Source organism: Marinobacter sp. E2 (genome assembly GCF_055755345.1).
The window spans coordinates 3556562-3572116 of sequence record NZ_CM146911.1; the positions used below are offsets into that span (position 1 = coordinate 3556562).

The window sequence follows — 15555 nt, forward strand, 5'->3', positions numbered from 1 at the left end:
AAACCCTTACCCGACCTGTGCCACCTCCAAAGAAGAAATCAGCAGGCCTCCAAAGGCGCATAAGCCAAAACAAGCCACTTCGCGCCCTCATCAAAGTTCACCTGCACCCGAGTATGGTGCCCGGTGCCCTCGGAGTTCATCACAATGCCTTCGCCAAACTTGGGATGACGAACTCTCTGCCCCAGGCTGAAGCCTGACTGCTGGGCCGAATCCTGGGCGAACAAGCTCTCGTTGGGACGCTCAACCATCGCCGGCCGGGTCACGGTATTGCGCAGCCGCACTTCCTGCAGACAGTCGCCCGGGATCTCCCGAACAAACCGGGACAGCGCGTTGAACTTCTCCTGCCCGTACAAGCGGCGGGATTCGGCGTAAGTAAGCACCAGCTTTTTCATGGCCCGCGTAATGCCCACGTAGGCCAGCCGGCGCTCTTCCTCCATGCGGCCGGGCTCCTCCAGGGACATGCCATGGGGGAACAGCCCCTCTTCCACACCGGCCAGGAACACCATGGGAAACTCAAGGCCCTTGGCGGAATGTAAGGTCATCAGCTGCACGCTGTCCTCGTGGGCCTCCGCCTGGGCTTCACCGGCATCCAGGGCCGCCTGGGCAATAAACTCCGCCAGCGGATCGACACCGTCCTCCACTTCATAGTCAGACAGGGCGTTGACCAGTTCCTCAAGGTTCTCCACCCGGGCCTGCCCCTTCTCACCCTTTTCGCTGGCGTGGTAATCCTTGAGGCCACTGTCCTCGATGGTCTGCTTCATCAACCCATGCAGGGTTGCATCCCCCACCATGCCGGACAGCTTTTCGATGATGGCGATAAACGCCTGCAAGCCGGTCTTGGCACGACCTTTCACCTGCCCCGCGTCCAGCAGCCGTTCGGCGGATTCCCACAGGGAAATGCTCTGCTCGGTGGCATATTCACGGAGCTCCGCCAGGCTCTTGGCACCGATGCCCCGGGGCGGCACATTCACCACGCGTTCGAAGGCCGCGTCATCGCGCCGGTACTGCACCAGGCGCAGATACGCCAGGGCGTTTCGGATTTCCTGCCGGTCGTAGAAGCGCAGGCCCCCGTACACCCGGTACGGAATGCCCTGGCGCATCAGCGACTCCTCCAGCACCCGGGACTGGGCGTTGGATCGGTACAGTATGGCGCACTCGCTACGCAGGTTGCCGTCCTGGACCCAGGCGGAAATGCTGTCGGCGATGTAGTTGGCCTCGTCCTGCTCGTTGAAGGCCGCATACAGGCTGATCGGTTCGCCCTCCGGGCCATCGGTCCAGAGCTCCTTGCCCAGCCGGCCCTGGTTGTTGGCAATCACCGCGTTGGCGGCCTTCAGGATGGTCTGGGTGGAGCGGTAATTCTGCTCCAGGCGCACCAGCCGCGAGTTGGGGAAATCCCGCTGGTACTGCTGGATGTTCTCGATCTTCGCACCTCGCCAGCCGTAAATGGACTGGTCGTCGTCCCCCACCACCGTCAGCGGCACCCGGTTCCCGGCCAGAACCTGCAGCCAGGCGTACTGAATCGTGTTGGTATCCTGGAACTCGTCCACCAGAATGTGCTGGAACCGCCCCTGGTAATGGGCCAGCAGCTCCGGGCGGTGCAGCCACAGCTCGTGGGAGCGCAACAGCAGCTCGCCAAAATCCACCAGCCCACCCTGCTGGCACAGCTTCTCGTACTGCCGATAGATCTTCAGCATGATCGACAGGAACTGATCGCCCGGATTTTCCTGAATGTGGTCCGCCCGCAGCCCCTCGTCCTTCTGGCTGTTGATAAACCACTGGGCCTGCTTCGGCGGCCACTTGCTCTCGTCGATCTGGTTCTCCCGCATCACCCGCTTGATCAGCCGCAGCTGGTCGTCGCTGTCCAGCACCTGGAAGTTCTCGGGCAGGCCCGCGTCTTTCCAGTGCGAACGCAGCAGGCGGTGAGCGATACCGTGGAAGGTACCAAACCACAGCCCCCGCGCCGGGATCTGCATCATCTGCTCGATGCGGTAACGCATCTCCTTGGCGGCCTTGTTGGTAAAAGTCACCGCCAGTATGCCGGTGGGCGGCACCCGATCCACAGTCATCAACCAGGCGATCCGGTGCACCAGCACACGGGTTTTGCCACTGCCGGCGCCGGCCAGCACCAGCAGGTGATCGTTCTGGGCGGTGACAGCTTCGCGCTGGGCATCGTTCAACGGATCGATGATGTGGGAGACGTCCATAGGGAATCGGTTCGCTACTGGTTAAATAAACAGGTTCACGAGTATAACAGGAGAAAAGCAGGATTTCCGGATGGGAGATTTTTCTGGTTGCGCGTCGGATTACGCGTTGCTAATCCGACCTGCGTAATGCCAAATCTAATGATTCGATAAGCCCTCTCCCCATGTCAGAAAGAGCGCGGGGGAGGTTCCCCTTCAGGACTGTCTGTGGCCATGGATGGCCACAGCCAAGCGCACATGGATGTGCTCGTAGCGTGTCCTGAAGGGGAACCTCCCCCGTGCGACACCCCCAAGGTTGAGGGCTTTTTTTCGGAACTTAGAAGCCTCTCGGCACGGTCTGCGCTTCCACAAACTCGAACAGACCTTCGAGGCCACCTTCGCGACCAATACCGGACGCCTTCATACCACCAAACGGCGCTTCCGGCGTCGGGCCGGTGCCGGTGTTCCAGCCGCAGTGGCCGAAACGCAGGCCGGCGGCCACGCGTTGGGCACGCTCCGGGTCGTTGGTGAACACGTAGGAGGCCAGGCCGAACTCGGTGTCGTTACCGGCGTCGATGACTTCCTCTTCGGTGCGGAACAGCGCCATGGGCACCAGCGGACCGAACGTTTCCTCCTGGTAGCAGCACATATCGCGGTTTACACCGTGTACCACCGTCGGTGGGAAGAACAGGCCGTCACCCAGCTCACCGGGCTGCTTGCCTGCAACCAGCCGGGCGCCTTTCTCCAGGGCATCTTTAAGGTGACGCTTCACCTTGTCGAAGCCGGCCTTGTTGATCAACGGGCCGATGTCCACGTCACCGTTGATGCCGTCGCCCACGGTCATCTTGTTAACCCGCTCGGCCAGCTTCTCGCCGAAGGCATCCGCCACTTTCTCGTGCACAAAAATCCGGTTGGCACACACGCAGGTCTGACCGCCCCCACGGAATTTGTTGGCGATCAGGTTGTCGGCCGCCGCGTCCAGGTCGGCGTCTTCGAACACGATGAACGGGGCGTTGCCGCCCAGTTCCAGAGCCAGTTTCTTGACCTGCTCGGCGGTGTCGAGAATCAGCTTGCGACCTACCTCGGTGGAGCCGGTGAAGCTGAGCATGGGTACGTCCGGACTCTCGCACAGCACCTTGCCGATCACACTGGCCTTGCCCATCACCAGGTTGACCATGCCGTCGGGCATGTCGGTGTGTTTGTCCATCAGGGTGAACAGCGCAATCATGGTCAGCGGGGTCTCACTGGCCGGCTTGATCACCGACGGACAGCCGGCCGCCAGCGCCGCAGACAGCTTCTTCGCGATCATACCAATCGGGAAGTTCCAGGGCGTGATCAGTCCGGCCACACCGATGGGCCGGTAGTGAACCGTCCATGTGCAGTCCTTGGGCTTCTCAGGAATGGTGTGCGCATCCAGGGCCTGGATGTGCTTGGAGCAGTAATCAAAGAAGCCCGCGGCATAATCCACCTCACCCTGGGCTTCGTGCAGGGGCTTGCCGTGCTCAAGGCACAGAATGCGGCCGACCTCTTCCTTGTTGGCCTTGAGGGCATCACGGATGTCTTCCAGCCACTTGCGGCGGGTCTCGATGCTGTAGGGACTGGTCAGTCGCAGGGCCGATTTGCCGGCGGCAACGGCGTCCTTTACTTCCTCCTCTGACATGGAGGCCACCTGGGCAATCACCTTGCCCGTTGCCGGGTTGTATACGTCAAACGTGTTGCCGTGCGCGTTGTCCGTCCAGCGACCGCCGATATAGCCGGTCAGCTTGTGCAGCAGGGGTGACTCGATCATCTCGGCTCCTCTTATGCTCGTCTTGACCCACGCCCGCCACACGGGCGCCGATCAGGGTGTCAGGTTGCGTCGTCAAATTATGTCTTTCATAGTGGATGTTGTATCTCAGGCTGTAAAGTCAAGGGCAGGCTTTTGATCATCCCCGGACTGTGCCTATACTCGGAAGATCAAACATTGAGGAGGCCGGACAATGAAGGCATTTTTCCATCCCGCTCAGGACCAGCATATTCCCAAGACTTACTTTACCCGTGGGCAGATGCGACAACCCCAGGAGGTGCCTGACCGGACGGGTGAGATGCTGAGCGGCCTGAAACAGATGGGCATTTCCGTGCTCCAGCCTGCCGACCAGGGCGCCGGACCGATCTCGAAAGTTCACGACCTCGGTTACCTGCGTTTCCTGGAATCCGCCCATCGGCGTTGGGTAGCCATGGGCGACTGGGGCGACGAGGTCATCTCCAATATCTTCGTTCGATCCCCCAACCATCTCACCGGCATCCTCGCCGAGGCCGCCCGCTACCAGGCCGACGGCAGCTGTCCCATTGGTGAGAGCACCTGGCACGCCGCCTACTGGTCGGCCCAGAGTGCGCTCGGCGCCGCGGATGCCCTGATCGCCGGCGACAGGACCTCTTACGCCGTATGTCGCCCACCGGGTCACCATGCCCGCCGGGATGCCGCTGGTGGCTTCTGCTATCTCAACAACGCCGCCATCGCCGCCGAACACATGAAGCATCGGTTCCCACGGATAGTGATTCTGGACACCGACATGCACCATGGTCAGGGCATTCAGGAGATTTTCTACGACCGCAGCGATGTGCTGTATATCTCGATCCACGGCGACCCCACCAACTTCTACCCAGTGGTGACCGGGTTCGAAAACGAGCGGGGTGAAGGCGAGGGCTTTGGCTACAACATCAACCTGCCCATGCCCCACGGCTCATCGGAAGAGGATTTCTTTGCCAGACTGGACGAGGCCCTGGCCGCCATCAAGCTGTATCAGCCGGATGCCCTGATCCTGACCCTCGGTTTCGACATCTACAAGAACGACCCCCAGGCCAAGGTATCGGTCTCGTCCGAGGGCTTCTGCCGGCTCAGCAGCCATATCCGCCAGCTCGGGCTGCCGACTCTGGTGGTGCAGGAAGGCGGGTATGACCTGGATGCCCTGAGCGAAAACGTCCAGCAGTTCTTCAAGGGCATGGCCGGCTGAGCAGTCAATGGCGCGGCCGGCCCACGGTTCAGGCTGCGGGCACGTAGACCTTGATGTTCTCGTGCCCCTCGGCTTTCAGATGGCCCGCATGCATGCGGCTCATGGTGCCGCGATCACAGTACAGCAGGTACTGCCGGTTCGCCGGCAACTCCGGCAACTGCTGGTTCAGCTCATAAAACGGGATGTGCAGAATCTCGTTGTTGGTGAGAGTCAGCGGTGACTGCTCCCCCTCCGAGGGGTGGCGTACATCAATGATCACATCGTCCACCGCCGGAGTCTGGACCAGCTCCACCTCCTCCGGGGTCACCGTGGTATCCAGCAGTCGGTTCACCGGCGTCTCGTCCCTGGCCTCAATGGCGGCCGCCAGCACCGATGCATCCATTTGAGCCTCGTCCTCCTCCACACGATGCAGTTTCGCGCGGGTGGCCGGCTTCTGGGAAATCACCCCACAGTATTCGGGCATGGTTCGGGCGAAGGACTCGGTGCCAATCTCCCGGGCGATGCGAATAATCGATTCCTTGTCCATGGACACCAGGGGCCGCAGAACCACTTCGTCGCTGGCTCGGTCCACTACGTTGAGGTTGCTCAGGGTCTGGCTGGACACCTGGGCCACGGCGTCACCGGTCACCAGGCCAACCGCATTATTGTTGCGGGCGATTTCCGCCGCTGCCTTGAGCATCTGGCGCTTCAGCACCACGCCCCAGTGCCGGTGACTGACCGAGCGCATGATTTCGGCCACCACGCCCTCGAAAGGCACCGAAATAAACTTGGCGCTGTGGGACGCCCCGTATCGGTCCCACAGGTAGTGCACCACCTGGCGCACGCCGACCTCATGGGCGGTGCCGCCTAGGTTGAAGAACAGGAAATGATTACGCAGGCCGCGACGCATCATCAGATAGGCCGCTACCGAGGAGTCATAACCACCGGAGACCAGGGTCAGTACATTCTCTACGCTGCCCAGCGGGTAGCCGCCCAGCCCGCGATGCTTGCGGTGGGCGATGTGGAACTGGTCACCGTGAACCTCCACCCGCACTTCCACCTGAGGCGCCTTGAGGTCGACCCCCGCGGCATTCGATGCCTGCATTAAAGCAGCACCGACCGCCCGCTCCAGATCGATCGAACGAAAATCATGCTCGCCGTGGCGACGGGCCCTGACGGCAAACGTCTTGCCGTTCAGCCGGTCGGCGAAGGCGGCGACCGCCTTGTCGGCCACATCATCCAGACTCTCCAGCGGAAAGGCCGCGATTTCCTGGATGGTGGAAATGCCGGGGATGCGCAACAGGGCCTCAATCACTGGCCCGGACAGGCCGCGGCCATCCGGCACCTCCACATCCACCCGGTCCCAGCTGCCCTCTACATGGATCTCGGCATCCAGCCGGGCCAGCAGCTTGCGGATATTCTGCCGCAGGTGACGCATCTGCTGGCGGCGGACGGGCTTGCTCTTGATCGCAACTTCCGGGGCGGGACGGATAAGCAGTTTCATAGATCGGAATTTCGTCGGGTGGCGTATGAAATGGAAAGCGCTTAGTGTACCGTTTTGATTCTATGCCTCAAAATCGGGCATTGCCGAAACATTCAGGAGCTCCGCCGTTAATGCAGGAAATCACCATCAATGCCCTGGTTTCTCCCGAGGGCAGCCTTGAAATTCTCTCCAACCATGAAGTGAACCGGCTCAAGGACCGCAGCGAGGGCGGCCTGTATAGACTGTTCCGGCAGTGCGCCCTGGCCGTTCTCAACACCGGCATCGAGACCGACGACTGCAAGGCCCTGATGGAGGCCCACTCCGATTTCGATGTACGCCTGGTACCCCAGCCCCGCGGCCTGAAGCTGGAACTGATCAACGCACCGGCCCACGCGTTTGTGGACGGGGAAATGCTGCGAGCGCTGCGGGAACATCTGTTCTCGGTACTGCGGGACATCATCTATTCCCACTCGATTCCGCAATCGGCGGCGGGCTTCCGGCGGGACGACCCAGAGGAAATCACCAACTTTGTATTTCACATCCTGCGCAACGCCCGGGTGATGCAGGCCGGGCGCCAGCCAGACCTGGTGGTGTGCTGGGGCGGCCATTCCATCGGCAACGACGAATACCAGTACAGCAAGGAAGTGGGGCACCAGCTCGGGCTCCGGGCCCTGAGCATCTGCACCGGCTGTGGTCCGGGCGCCATGAAAGGCCCCATGAAAGGCGCCACCATCGGCCACGCCAAGCAGCGGGTAAAGAACGGCCGCTACATTGGCATCACCGAGCCAGGGATCATCGGGGCCGAAGCGCCCAATCCCATCGTCAACGAGCTGGTGATCATGCCGGATATCGAGAAGCGCCTGGAAGCATTCGTGCGCTGTGGTCATGGCGTGATCGTGTTCCCAGGGGGCGTGGGAACCGCCGAGGAAATCCTCTATCTGCTGGGCATTCTCCTGCACCCGGATAACGCCGACCTGCCCTTCCCGGTGGTGTTCACCGGCCGGAAGGAAAACGCGGAATACTTCGAGATGATCGACAAGTTCATCCGCAACGCCCTGGGCGACGAGGCCGCCAGCAAGTACGAAATCATCATTGATGATCCGGTGCAGGTAGCGCAAACCATGAAAAAGGGTATGAAGGAAGTGGAGACCTTCCGGCGGGCGATGCAGGACGCCTATTACTTCAACTGGATGCTGAAAATCGACCCGGTTTTCCAGCTGCCCTTCGAACCCAATCACGACAACATGCGCGCCCTTGAGCTGCATCGGGACCAACCCGTGCACCTGATTGCCGCCAACCTGCGCAAGGCGTTCAGCGGTATCGTGGCGGGTAACGTCAAGGAAGGGGGTATTCGACAGGTTCAGGAGAAAGGGCCGTTCGAGATTGCCGGCGACCCGAGCCTGATCAAGCCACTGGAAGCAATGCTGGAGCAGTTTGTGGCCCAGAACCGGATGAAGCTGCCCGGCTCCTCGGCTTATCGGCCGAGCTACCGGATTGTCAGCGGAGCGGCCTGAGCCGCTCGCTGACCCACTAAGGCCTTACTTGCCGCCTGCGGGCAGGCTCGCGTAATACGCGGCAAGATCAGCAATGTCCTGGTCGCTCAGGTTCGCGGCCTGGCCCTGCATGATGGCGGCCTGACCACCGGTCCGCTGCTTGTTCTTGTAGGCCTTGAGCGCCATCACGAGGTATTGCTCGTTCTGGCCGGCCAGGTTGGGATAGGTCGGGATCTGGGCAATGCCGTTCTGACCATGGCAGGCAGCGCAAACCGCAGCCTTGGACTTGCCGGCGGCCGCATCGCCCGCTGCGGAAACGACGGCCGGGCTGACCGCACCAAGTGCGAAAATTCCGGCAACAACGTAGTGTTTCAAGCTCATTCTCTTTACCCTCTCATCATTATCATCAGGATGTGCAACCGGCCTCGCAGGCCGAACAATCGATTGGCTTGCACTTACCAACACTGGCCTGCACTTATAGCACACAGCCTGAGATCCTCAAATGTGATAGGTCAAGGACCCTCGTGCGACGTTCGTCCTCTTTTGCGGGCACGATTGCCGATGCAGAGTAACGGCGCACCAGAGAATACGACCAGTTTGACAACAAGGTTTATTTTCATTTTTCGGAGATGCCCTCAATGACCGCAGAGGCCCAGGAACTCGCCTGTCGTGAAGGCCATATTGGCGTTCTGACACTCAATGCACCCGCCCGGCTCAATGCGCTTTCAGAGCCGATGGTTGACCAGATGCTGGACGTTCTCGATCGGTGGGCCGAGGACGACCGTATCTGCCTTGTGGTGATCCAGGGCGCCAGCGACAGAGCCTTCTGTGCCGGGGGCGACATCCGGGCGCTTTACCAGGCCATGGTCACGCCGGAGGACGAGGACCAGGCACAGCGCTTTTTCCGCAAGGAATACCGCCTCGACTACCTGCTGCACCGGTTCCCCAAACCGGTTCTTGGTCTGGCTCACGGTGTGGTTATGGGCGGGGGAATGGGACTGCTTGCCGGCTGTCGCTACCGGCTGGTAACACCGGACGTAACCCTGGCCATGCCGGAAATCACCATCGGCCTGTTCCCCGATGTGGGGGCGAGCTGGTTCCTGAACCGGCTGCCCGGGCGGCTCGGTCTGTTCATGGGCCTGACCGGCGCACGGCTGAACGTGACCGACGCCTTGCGGGTCGGCCTTGCCGACATGGCGATCGAACCGGAGGATCGCCACCGCCTGCTGGATAGACTGGCGTCAGAGCGCTGGACCGGACAGCGAGCCGCTGACGACAACCGCTTGTTCCGTCTGCTTGGCCAGATGCAGACCCCGGACTACCGGGCCTTGCCCGCCAGCCATCTCGAACGGCACGAACAGCGGATTGCCCGACTGAGTGCCGGTGACGAACTGCCGGAGATTGTTGATCAGTTACTGGCGGCCGAGGTGGATTGCACCTGGTGGCATAGCTGCATGAACACCCTCAGAAACGGATGCCCGGTGTCGGCCTGGCTGGTGTGGACCCAGTTGAAAAAGGCCCAGCAGATGTCGTTCAAGGACGTGCTTCGGATGGAACTGGCCATGGTCACCGAGTGCCTTCGCCGGCCCGATTTCAGGGAAGGCGTCCGGGCACTGGCGATCGAAAAGGATTTTCACCCCCACTGGAGCTATGCGGGTGTGGCCGAGGTGCCGGACGAGGTGGTGGCCGCCCACTTCCGCCCGGAGTGGAATGACGCCACGGATCCGATGGGGCTGGACTGACCAGCCTCCCATCAGCCGCTCAACTAGAGCCTCGCGCCCGCCTGCACCAGCAGCATTTCCAGGTCACGATGGTTGATGGCCCGGGCCACATCCAGCGCCGTGCGGCCGCTCCCGGTCTGGTAATTGACATCGGCGCCGGCAGACAACAGCATTTCCGCAGTCAGCAGATTGCCACTGGCCACCACTTTCATCAGCACGGATTCTCCCGCCTGGCTGACATTGACGTTGGCGCCGGCGGCCAGCAGGGTTCGCACCACCGACAGGTGTCCGTTCTCCGCGGCCCGCATTACCGGTGTATAGCCCTCGGCGTCGGTGGCGTTCACGTTGGCGCCGGCAGACAGCAGCAACTCAACACGCCGTTTCTCGCCCTTGGCCGCCGCTGAAACCAGCAGGGCATCAGCCTCGGCCAGTGCCTCCGGGCTGAGGGTGACCGTGGGATCCTTCGACGCGCAGCCGGACAGCAATGGGAAAACCAGAATCAGAAGCAGCAACAAACGAGGGGCGCCGATTTCCTTGGCCATAACAGGTGTTCTCTGTGGGAGTGCAAAGACCCCTATTCTGGTCAGGCGCCGGCAGGAATTAAATCGAGTCGTTCACAACTCCGGCCCATTTTCGAGCAGATCGCGAACCAGTTGCCGCAGGCGATCCTCTCCGTCTCTCTGGCCCAGACACAGAGCCTCGGCCTTCAGCCAGGACCAGGGTCGACCCTGCATCACGCCGAGGCACCAGAGGCCGAGCGACGGATGTTGCGCCAGCCGGACCATCACGCCGGGAGCCTGGCCCAGTTTTCTCAGCACCGGAACCGTAAGTGCAAAACCCCGATGCCCGTGGGCAAACTGGCGGAGATCCCGCAGATCCTCGGCATCGGGAGCCGGGCCGCCCGGCAGGTCTGCGGTCACTTGCGCCAGCAGTTCAGGTGCCAGCTCCGGCCAGTTGTCCGGCAGCAACGCCAGCCAGTGACTGGCCAGGCGCTTGCGGATGCGCTCCGCCAGTTCCAGCCCCGCCGACGAGAGCCCGCGCATCATCTGGATCGGGTACTCCCCGCTGGAGGCCTCCTGTTGCAAGCCCATGCGCGCCACGCCGAGGCCGCAGCCCTGCCAGAAGGCCACCAGATCGACACTGCCGCCGAAACTGGTACCCAGGTAATCGATACCGCTCTCGGTCGCAGCAACCCTGGCGGCATCCACCAGGCGGCGCCCGATGCCCAGGCGCCGGAATTCATCCGCCACGGCCACCCGCACCACCCGCAGGCCCTTCAGGGCAGCCGCCTCCGGATAGCCGCTGTGACTGGCCAATGACTGCGCCAGGAGATGGCCCCTTACCCGCCGGGTACCCAGGCTGACCTCCCCGGCCAGTTCCGGCGACAACCCGCCTTCCTCGGTACTCCAGAGCACGCCGACGGTGCGACCGTTCAGCGTTGCGCGCCAGCTGCGCGCACGGGGATCATCCAGCCATTGCCGTAAATCGGCGGGACTGGTGCGGTAGTGGGCGTCCACCAGCAACCCGAACGCCTCCGCAAGCACCCGGTCGGAAGCGTGGGCAGGCTGGAAGGGCTCGATAACAGGCGCCTCAGCTCCCTCTGGTTGGGGGAGCCCGACGTCACCGGCGGCGGCCAACAGGAACAGTTCCGAAACCAGCGCTTCCAGGGGATCGTTCGGCGCCCAGCGCACCGGCGCCGTCAGCGTCACGGCCTGCCACTGGGGTGTTTTTTCATCCAACACCTGCCGGAAACGGATAGCAAAGCCCCGCCCGGCGCCCTCGTAACCATGGACGGTGGTGGCGAACGCCACCCTGGGCCAGCCCAGCAGCACGGCTTTGAGAAGCGGCGCGGGCAACGCGGCGGCCTCGTCAACCAGAATGACCTCTGCCCCCGGCTTGGAAGCCAGCAGCGAACGGATCGGCATAAACCTCAGGCGCGCGCCTGAGCGGGTGACCAGGCACTTTTCATCCCCGGGGGTACCGAGCTGCTCGTCACCTCTGGCGTTGCTCCACTCCTCGTCACTGCTCTCGGTCAGGACGTCGGCGAGGACGACACTGGCATGACGGAACAGGGTGTCAGTGCTTTGCGCCGAAGGCGCGGTGACAACGATGTCCTGCCGTCCGTTCAGCAACAGCTCTGCCGCCGCCATACCCATTGCCGCGGACTTGCCCCGGCCCCGGTCGGCGGTAATCACCAGCGGTCGACGCCGCCGGCCAAGCCCGAACCGAACCAGACGCTGTATCAGTTGCTGCTGGTCGCTGGTGGTGCCGACAACAAACGGGACGTCGGGCAATGGCGGAATCGGTGGCAAGGAAGCCCTGCCCGGGCTCACCCGAATCACCGCCTCATGATCGGCAAGGAGGGCCGACATGCGGCCAGCAAAAGGATGCTCACCGCCATGGTCCAGGCCGGTTCTCGCGTAATCCGGGTCGGCAAACCGCCGCCAGTCTGAGAGCGGCGGCATCAGCCAGAACAGCAGGCCGCCGGCCGTCAGCGCGCCGGTCAGTGCGGCCAGATCATCAGGAGGATTGCCTTGCCAGCCGTCCCACACGACGAGGGGAAGCTCCCGCCCCAGCCACGACCGGGCCCGGGTCGGGGCCATTGGCACCAGGCGGCCGTCAGGGCTGTCACCTTTCGGACCGGTCCACAGGCCCTGGTCGAAGTCGAGGCCGGGCAGCCGCTGGCGGAGCCACTGCAGCGCGTCTTCCCGATCGCCCTCGATCAAAACCAGTCGGCGCTGGCCATTGGCGGTGAGGCTGGCCTGAAGGTTACGCCAGTGGGTAGCCTCGGTCTCGGCGTCCGGTCCCGGGTGGTTCATCAGCTCAGGTCAGCGCCGTGGGCCTTGAGGTCTTCGAGTGCGCATTTTTCCAGGGCCGCGCGGTGGGTCGCGCGCAACCGCACCCTGGGTGCACAGCCGGCTTCGAAAGCTTCCTGCCAGCGGGCCGCACACAGGCACCAGCTGTCGCCGGCTTTCAGGCCCTGGAAGCCGAACTCGGGCCTGGGGGTGCTGAGGTCGTTGCCGCGGGCTTTGGAGAATTCCAGGAAGTCGTCGGTGACAACGGCACAAACGGCATGCAGGCCGAAGTCATCGGGGCCGACGTTGCAGCAGCCATCGCGGTAGAAGCCGGTGATCGGATCCTTGCCGCAGGTTTCCAGTTTTTCGCCTAGTACGTTGATTGATTCAGACATTTTCATTTTATCGAGACCTTTCAGTTTCGGGGGCAGCAAGTTTGGAGAAGGGTTCAATTATGCGGTAGCGGTATCCGCTCTACCAGCGGGCCGTTACAATACCGGCCATGCCGACCGAACCCCAAATTCCCGACACCACCAACCTGCCGGATTACCTCACCGACGAGCAGCGGGCGATCATTACCGCGGGCTACGAGCACGCGGTGATTACCGCGGTGGCGGGCAGTGGCAAGACCTCGACGCTGGCCTGGCGGATTCGCTATCTGCTGGAACAGGGCCACGATCCGGACCGGGTCCTGGTGCTGATGTTCAATCGCAGCGCCCGGGTGGATTTCGAGCGCAAGCTGCAGGAGGTGTGTGCCGGCAGCGGGATGGCTCTCCCGGAAATCAGGACCTATCACGCCATGGGTCTGCGACTGTACAACCGGTTTGTCCGGGAGGGCTATCTGCCCGGCTTCTCGGAGAAGATCCTGACCGAGCAGGAGATCAGTTTCCAGGCCTGGCAACTGACCCGCAGGCTGGCGCCCGAGGACCTGGCCGATGAGATCCGACGCAACAAGAAGGATTTCGTGGAGACCGCGACGGGGTTCATTGATCGGGTGAAAACCACGCTGTCACCGGTGGAGGTTGTGTTCGAGGAGCTCGGCTACTCGGACAAACACAAATACCTGATTGATCTGTTCCACAGCTTCGAGCAGTGGCGCAAGAGCCAGGGCCGGATCAGTTACGCGGACATGCTCTATGAGCCGGTCATGGCCATTCACCAGAACCCGCCCCTGCAACGGCTGGTGGCCAACAAGATGGATCTGATCCTGGTGGATGAGTACCAGGACACCAATGAGATACAGCACCTGCTGCTGCGCTACGTGGCCGGCGACCGGGCCCGGGTGACGGTGGTGGGCGACCCGGACCAGACCATTTACGAGTTTCGCGGCGCCCGGCCGGAGTTTATTCTCCGGCGCTTCAGCGATGAGTTCGAGAGCCCGCTCGAACAGACCCTCAGCTACACCTTCCGCTATGGCCATCGCGTGGCCCTGCTGGCCAATCATCTGATCTGCCACAACACCGGCCGCAAGGATGTGCTGTGTCACTCGCACCCGTCCACGCCCGATACCGGCATCACGCTGCACCGGGCAGAGAGCGATGCCGACACGGTACTGCAGATCCTCCAGGGCCTGTCGGAGTCGGCGCTTGCGGACGCCGCCATCCTGTTCCGGGTCTGGAGCCAGAGTGTGCCTATCGAATTGAAACTGCTGGCCCGGCAGATTCCCTATCGAATCGACGCCGGCAAGGGCGCTCTGTTCAGCCGGGAGGTGCAGGCAATCACGGCCCTGTTGATGGTGGTGACGGGGAGATTGGCCAACCTGCCGGACGAAGACCGGCTGGAGCTGGCCCGGCAGCTGCTGCGGTTTCCCCACGTCGGGCTGAAGGAACCGGAACTGGAACAGCTGGCCCGCTTCCTGGCCGGATTCGCCGACGGCTGGCACGAGCGCCTCCTGGCCCTGGATTTCGATGCCCTGGCCCCGATGGCGGCCCGCAAGCTCAGGAAACTGGGTGAGGTGCTGTCCCAGCTCCGGGGTTATTCAGGGCCGGTGGCGGGGTTGATCAGCGTCTACGCCGAGCACACCGATCTGTACGAAGGCATTCGCAGCCTGGCCCTGACCCACGACAGCGCCGAGGAACGTATCGATACGGTTCAGGGATTCCGGCAGTATCTGAAGAGCCTGGATGTCACGGCCGATGGCGCCCTCGACCACCTGAAGGCGCTGAAACAGCAAGCGGGCGAGAAGCAGGAAGGCGGTGTGCTGCTATCCACCATCCACCGCACCAAGGGTCTGGAGTGGCCCACGGTGATTATCCCCGGCCTGCAGGAAAAGTACCTGCCCTACAGCCCCCGGCCACAGGACGATGCCCGGAGCTTTCTGGAAAGCGAGCGGCGCCTGCTCTATGTGGCCATGACGCGAACCCGCAGACAGCTCCACCTGATTAGCCGGCCCGAAAGCCGGCACCCCCACCTGGACGGCGACATGGGCCCCAGCCGATTTATCGAGGAATGTTGCTTCGGGCTGGCCGACGAGTTCGGCAGCTGGCTCGACGACCGCGACCCGACACAGGCCAACAGCATCCGCCTGGAAGCTCCGCTTACATCGGTGAGCCTGCGCTACGCCCACCGAGAAGGCGTAGAGATTGAGGGCCAGACGGCAGTTTCTCAGCGCGCCAGGGAACCTCTCTGGCACTCGTCCCGTGTCAGCCATACTATTTTCGGTGCAGGCTCGGTGACGAGAGAAGACGAGGCCTCGTTCGAAGTGCACTTCGACAACGGCGAGACACTCAACTTCAGCAAGAAAAGCGCTCACCTGTACTTCACCCATCTGGCCTGATACGCCTGATACAAAAGCGTTTTGGCACCGTAGCACTCGGTACAAGTGCGGATGTAACAGTCTGTTTCCTTTTTTTGCGTTTTTTGGCCTACTACCGTCCATTGCGTCGCAAGGCCCCGCCGACTGGCGGCCGCG

At 62.5% G+C, this 15555-nt stretch carries 11 protein-coding genes; 4 read left to right on the top strand and 7 right to left on the bottom strand.

Annotated elements, in window-relative coordinates:
- Positions 1 to 38: 38 nt before the first annotated feature.
- Together uvrD and AC0J1C_RS16275 are read right to left on the bottom strand one after the other, a co-directional pair.
- Positions 39 to 2204 (bottom strand): DNA helicase II, encoded by a 2166-nt coding sequence (uvrD, locus tag AC0J1C_RS16270; protein WP_473044822.1) that lies wholly within the window; start codon positions 2202 to 2204, stop codon positions 39 to 41.
- 313 nt (positions 2205 to 2517) lie between these two features.
- Positions 2518 to 3969, bottom strand: a complete 1452-nt coding sequence (locus AC0J1C_RS16275) for an NAD-dependent succinate-semialdehyde dehydrogenase (protein ID WP_473044823.1) — start codon at positions 3967 to 3969, stop codon at positions 2518 to 2520.
- 190 nt (positions 3970 to 4159) lie between these two features.
- Here AC0J1C_RS16275 and AC0J1C_RS16280 point away from each other — a divergent pair, with 190 nt between their 5' ends.
- Entirely contained in the window at positions 4160 to 5173 is a 1014-nt protein-coding gene (locus AC0J1C_RS16280; RefSeq protein ID WP_473044824.1) for a histone deacetylase family protein, read from the top strand.
- 28 nt (positions 5174 to 5201) lie between these two features.
- Here AC0J1C_RS16280 and thiI read toward each other — a convergent pair whose 3' ends face one another.
- On the bottom strand, positions 5202 to 6656 hold the full coding sequence (gene thiI, locus AC0J1C_RS16285; RefSeq protein ID WP_091988588.1) for a tRNA uracil 4-sulfurtransferase ThiI: 1455 nt from the start codon (positions 6654 to 6656) through the stop codon (positions 5202 to 5204).
- Between the two features lie 110 nt (positions 6657 to 6766).
- Between thiI and ppnN the strand changes: the two genes are divergently transcribed.
- Entirely contained in the window at positions 6767 to 8149 is a 1383-nt protein-coding gene (ppnN, locus tag AC0J1C_RS16290) for a nucleotide 5'-monophosphate nucleosidase PpnN (protein WP_091988591.1), read from the top strand.
- A 24-nt stretch (positions 8150 to 8173) separates the two neighbouring features.
- Here ppnN and AC0J1C_RS16295 read toward each other — a convergent pair whose 3' ends face one another.
- Positions 8174 to 8509: a c-type cytochrome gene (locus AC0J1C_RS16295; protein WP_091988594.1), complete on the bottom strand. Its 336-nt coding sequence runs from the start codon at positions 8507 to 8509 to the stop codon at positions 8174 to 8176.
- 257 nt (positions 8510 to 8766) lie between these two features.
- Between AC0J1C_RS16295 and AC0J1C_RS16300 the strand changes: the two genes are divergently transcribed.
- Positions 8767 to 9870: an enoyl-CoA hydratase/isomerase family protein gene (locus AC0J1C_RS16300; RefSeq protein ID WP_091988596.1), complete on the top strand. Its 1104-nt coding sequence runs from the start codon at positions 8767 to 8769 to the stop codon at positions 9868 to 9870.
- A gap of 23 nt (positions 9871 to 9893) precedes the next feature.
- Here AC0J1C_RS16300 and AC0J1C_RS16305 read toward each other — a convergent pair whose 3' ends face one another.
- The 3 genes from AC0J1C_RS16305 to AC0J1C_RS16315 form a co-directional block, all read right to left on the bottom strand.
- Positions 9894 to 10391, bottom strand: a complete 498-nt coding sequence (locus AC0J1C_RS16305) for an ankyrin repeat domain-containing protein (protein WP_091988599.1) — start codon at positions 10389 to 10391, stop codon at positions 9894 to 9896.
- 72 nt (positions 10392 to 10463) lie between these two features.
- Entirely contained in the window at positions 10464 to 12668 is a 2205-nt protein-coding gene (locus AC0J1C_RS16310; RefSeq protein ID WP_473044825.1) for a tRNA(Met) cytidine acetyltransferase TmcA, read from the bottom strand.
- The gene (locus AC0J1C_RS16315; RefSeq protein ID WP_473044826.1) at positions 12668 to 13045 is read right to left on the bottom strand and encodes a DUF2237 family protein; all 378 of its coding nucleotides are present in this window, start codon (positions 13043 to 13045) and stop codon (positions 12668 to 12670) included. Before AC0J1C_RS16315 ends, AC0J1C_RS16310 begins: the two co-directional genes overlap by 1 nt.
- Positions 13046 to 13146: 101 nt before the next feature.
- Here AC0J1C_RS16315 and AC0J1C_RS16320 point away from each other — a divergent pair, with 101 nt between their 5' ends.
- Positions 13147 to 15420, top strand: a complete 2274-nt coding sequence (locus AC0J1C_RS16320) for an ATP-dependent helicase (RefSeq protein WP_473044828.1) — start codon at positions 13147 to 13149, stop codon at positions 15418 to 15420.
- Positions 15421 to 15555: the final 135 nt, after the last annotated feature.

Coding starts and splice junctions, on each gene's coding strand:
- AC0J1C_RS16295 (WP_091988594.1), bottom strand. CDS start 8,509: ATGAGCTTGAAACACTACGTTGTTGCCGGAATTTTCGCACTTGGTGCG.
- AC0J1C_RS16315 (WP_473044826.1), bottom strand. CDS start 13,045: ATGAAAATGTCTGAATCAATCAACGTACTAGGCGAAAAACTGGAAACC.
- AC0J1C_RS16280 (WP_473044824.1), top strand. CDS start 4,160: ATGAAGGCATTTTTCCATCCCGCTCAGGACCAGCATATTCCCAAGACT.
- AC0J1C_RS16300 (WP_091988596.1), top strand. CDS start 8,767: ATGACCGCAGAGGCCCAGGAACTCGCCTGTCGTGAAGGCCATATTGGC.
- uvrD (WP_473044822.1), bottom strand. CDS start 2,204: ATGGACGTCTCCCACATCATCGATCCGTTGAACGATGCCCAGCGCGAA.
- AC0J1C_RS16320 (WP_473044828.1), top strand. CDS start 13,147: ATGCCGACCGAACCCCAAATTCCCGACACCACCAACCTGCCGGATTAC.
- AC0J1C_RS16310 (WP_473044825.1), bottom strand. CDS start 12,668: ATGAACCACCCGGGACCGGACGCCGAGACCGAGGCTACCCACTGGCGT.
- AC0J1C_RS16305 (WP_091988599.1), bottom strand. CDS start 10,391: ATGGCCAAGGAAATCGGCGCCCCTCGTTTGTTGCTGCTTCTGATTCTG.
- thiI (WP_091988588.1), bottom strand. CDS start 6,656: ATGAAACTGCTTATCCGTCCCGCCCCGGAAGTTGCGATCAAGAGCAAG.
- AC0J1C_RS16275 (WP_473044823.1), bottom strand. CDS start 3,969: ATGATCGAGTCACCCCTGCTGCACAAGCTGACCGGCTATATCGGCGGT.
- ppnN (WP_091988591.1), top strand. CDS start 6,767: ATGCAGGAAATCACCATCAATGCCCTGGTTTCTCCCGAGGGCAGCCTT.